Raw genomic sequence first — 3640 nt, forward strand, 5'->3', positions numbered from 1 at the left:
CCCAGCAAGTCCCCGACCCAGTCGCCCAGCCCGACCCCCTACACGTCCTACTACAACGGCTGGACGTCGCATCTCCCCAAGTTCACCCACCGCCCATACCCATAGGCGCAACGATGATCGGCCACACCGGATCGAATCTGAAACGGGGGGCTTATGAGAGTGGGCTGGGGATGGCTGGCCGGCTTGCTCACCGGCGCAACGCTGGGAGCCACATGGGGCTTCCTCGGCAACGACTACGAACCCGGCGACAGCGCGATCGGCACCGGCCTCATGGGCGCCGCCCTCGGCCTCTTCGTCGGCATAACGAGCGACGTGGTGCGCTTCGCAAGAAAGCATTGACGTTGCTCGCACGAACGCCCTCGTCCACGACCTGGACGGGGGCGTTCCCGTGCGGGTGGAGCCTAAAGAATTCGTGCACGCATCACGCCTTCTCCGGTCATGATGGCGCAGTGGTTGCAGAGCTGGTGCAGTCCTGGGAAAGAGCGACGCGAACGGCAGACGCACACGACGCGCGCGTGGCAAGCATGGACACCTGGGTACCGCCCAACCTCGGCGCCCTGGTTCGGGCGGTCCGAATGACGTCGCTCTGCCGCTGGGTCCCCAGCAACAGCCATACGAACTTCCACTTGCGTGCTGGGCTCAGATTCGATGCGGAGCGGTCACCGGCTCTCATTACACGCCGCCGTCCCTATGGCTACCTGGTCTTTCCGCGGTACCCCCGGGGCGAGGCCGACGACGTTCGCCCCACCTTGGTAACGCACTCGCCTACAGAAGCGGCAGCCGAACTGGAGCGGCTCTTGGCGGCCTGGCATCCCCGGCCCCAGCAAGCCGGGTCCGGGCCGAGTAAGTAGCTTGGCGCGTCATGCGAGCGACCGGGCGGCCATGATCTCTGCACGCGACGGACGAGCGGCAGCGCTATGGACAAGCCTGGACTGAAGAAGGCCAGAAGCGATCGGGCAAGCGTCGGGCACATAGGCGCGCGAAGAGGGGCTGAAACGCAAGAGCCCAGGCCGGGGACTCAGCTCCTGACCTGGGCTTTCCGGTGGGTGGAGCCTAGGGGATTCGAACCCCTGACACCCGGCTTGCAAAGCCGGTGCTCTACCAACTGAGCTAAGGCCCCTCGGGCTCCGGGCGTCGGCGTGCGCCGACGGTGGTCCGGGCACCGGACGGGAACGATCGTACACCGTGGCCGGGTGCGGCCCGACGGGACGATCGTGGGCATGCGCCAGCGCCGACGCCGGGTGGCGCCGGTTCGGCGCGGGGGTGTGTGCGGCGCGCGCGGCGCCGGCGGGCGACGGTGGTCCCGGCGAGATCGAGGCGGACGCGTCCGCTCCGCTCACGCCGGGGCCGGTGTCGCCGGCGGTGTCAGCTGTCGGACGACGTGGCCTCGGTCCACAGGTCCAGCTCGGCGCGGTCCTGCTGCAGCCGGCGCCAGACAGCGAAGCCGCCGAGAGCAACAACAGCGAGAATGAGCAGCTTCTTCACGGTGGGGACCCCTTTACCTCGACTATGAGCCCTGGTCCCGGAGGACGAGCGGTCTACGGGCCGTCCCCCAGGCTCTCCGCAGCCTAGCAACCGATCCCCGGCGATCCGCACCCACTCGCCGTTATCGGACCGAACGTCCAATCGGCCGGCCGGGCGGTTCGGGACAAAAGTGGATCTTGGGGGTGATAATCGCGGGGCAGTCGCTTGATCGTTCGGGGGCTGATCCGAGGAGGACCGAACGTGTGGACGAGCGGGAAGGGCGCGCTGGGCACGGTCGTGCTGGGTGCGGCGGCGCTGGTTCCGGCGCCCGCGCACGCGGCGGAACCGCAGGTGGTGCCGGTTCAGGTGACGGGTGATCCGTCCGAGCGCTTCAACCTGGTGATCCTCGGGGACGGCTACACGGACGCCGACATGCCCGAGTTCCGCGCGCACATCGCCGAGCACCTGAACGACCTGTGGACGATCGAGCCGTTCAAGTCGTACCGCAGCTACTTCAACGTGTACGCGGTCGAGACGCCGTCGGCGGACTCGGGCGTGAGCTGCGACCCCGAGCTGTCGTCGGCCCGGAAGGACACGCCGCTCAGCATGGCGTTCTGGAGCGGGTGCCTGGAGGACGGCATCCAGCGGCTGCTCGTGATGGACGAGGGCGCGGCCGAACGGTACGCGGACCTGGTGCCGGGGACGTCCGAGAGCAACCGGCAGATCCTCGCGCTGGCGAACAGCGACACCTATGGCGGTGCGGGCGGGACGTACGCGACGGCGTCGGGCGGGAACGCCATGTCGGCGCTCATCGCGCCGCACGAGCTCGGGCATTCGCTGGGCGGGCTGCAGGACGAGTACGACTACTACTACCGGGGCGTTCCGGGCGGGACGTACGAGGGGACGGAGCCCGAGTCGGCGCACCACACGCTGCTCACCGAGCGGGAGATGCTGGCGCAGAAGAAGAAGTGGTGGCGCTGGCTGGGGGAGCCGAGCGAGTCCGGTGGCGTCATCGGGCGCTACGAGGGCGGGCTGTACTCGGGCACAGGCGTGTGGCGGCCGAGCAGGCACTCGCTGATGAAGACGCTCGGGTACTACTTCGACCAGGTGGCGCGGGAGCGGATGACGCAGCGGATCTCCGCCAAGGTCGACCTCATCCAGGAGCACGCGCCGGCGGACGCGGTGGTGGGCGGCGACCGCGTGCTGTGGGTGGAGACGCCGCACCCCGTGGACCACCGGCTGTCGATCACGTGGACGGTCGGCGGGCGCGTGGTGGGACGCGGCCCCGACCTCGATCTCGCGAAGCTGAAGCGGAAGGGGACGTACACGGTCAAGGTGACCGTGACGGACCCGACGGAGTTCGTCCGGGATCCGGCGATCCGCGGATCGGCGGCGCTCACCCAGACGCGCACCTGGACGGTGGACGGGCGGAAGAAGACCCCGCAGGACGGGGTGCGGCCCCGGTTCACGGGCTCGACGCCGACCGACCGTCCGGTGGGGGCGGAGGCGATCGTGTACGCGGAGACGACGCATCCGGCGCGGAAGGCCCCCAAGGTGCGCTGGGAGCTGGACGGACGCGCCGTGCGCGGGGGCGAGCGGGACATCGACCTCGCCCGGTTCCGGCTGCGGGAGGGCACCCACCGGCTGGTGGCCCGGGTCGGCTCCGACCGGCTCGCGTGGACGATCGACGCGGAGCGGCCGACGGCGACGGTCGAGCTGTCGGCCGCGGGCCGGCGGGGCGGGCCGGCGGCGGGGCACGTGTTCGACGGCCCGTTCCACATGCGGCTGACCGGCGCCGACGACCGTCCGGGCGTGGTGGTGACGGAGTTCCGGGTGGACGGCGACGGCTGGTTCAACTACTTCGGCTGGCCGACGGACTCGGACGCCCCGTGGCTCTTCACCGAGAACGGCACCGTGATCGACGGGCTGACGTACGGGAAGCTCGGGAAGGGGCGGCACACCGTCGAGTACCGCGCCATCGACTCCGCGGGCAACATCGGCGAGCCGCGCACGTTCACCGTCACCCTGCGCTGACGCCCGCCCTCCCGGTGGTCCCTGCGGCGTGCCTCGGAGGGAGCCGCAGGGACCACCGGGAGGGCGGGCGTCAGCGCAGGGTGACGGTGAACGTGCGCGGCTCGCCGATGTTGCCCGCGGAGTCGATGGCGCGGTACTCGAC

At 70.3% G+C, this 3640-nt stretch carries 3 protein-coding genes and 1 tRNA gene; 2 read left to right on the plus strand and 2 right to left on the minus strand.

From position 1 onward, the window contains the following. The first annotated feature begins 153 nt into the window (after positions 1 to 153). Positions 154 to 339 carry a hypothetical protein gene (locus DMH08_RS38940; RefSeq protein WP_026404687.1) on the plus strand — a complete coding sequence of 62 codons (186 nt, stop codon included), beginning with the start codon at positions 154 to 156 and terminating at the stop codon, positions 337 to 339. A 708-nt stretch (positions 340 to 1047) separates the two neighbouring features. On the opposite strand, the gene DMH08_RS38945 is transcribed toward DMH08_RS38940, so the two are convergent. After that, a tRNA-Ala gene (locus DMH08_RS38945) sits at positions 1048 to 1120 on the minus strand. A gap of 245 nt (positions 1121 to 1365) precedes the next feature. After that, entirely contained in the window at positions 1366 to 1485 is a 120-nt protein-coding gene (locus DMH08_RS42210; RefSeq protein ID WP_211238580.1) for a DLW-39 family protein, read from the minus strand. A 240-nt stretch (positions 1486 to 1725) separates the two neighbouring features. On the opposite strand from DMH08_RS42210, the gene DMH08_RS38950 reads away from it, so the two are divergent. Beyond that, the gene (locus DMH08_RS38950) at positions 1726 to 3498 is read left to right on the plus strand and encodes a M64 family metallopeptidase (RefSeq protein ID WP_199748230.1); all 1773 of its coding nucleotides are present in this window, start codon (positions 1726 to 1728) and stop codon (positions 3496 to 3498) included. Positions 3499 to 3640: the final 142 nt, after the last annotated feature.

It is taken from the genome of Actinomadura sp. WAC 06369 (assembly GCF_003947565.1).
Classification (GTDB): domain Bacteria; phylum Actinomycetota; class Actinomycetes; order Streptosporangiales; family Streptosporangiaceae; genus Spirillospora; species Spirillospora rifamycini.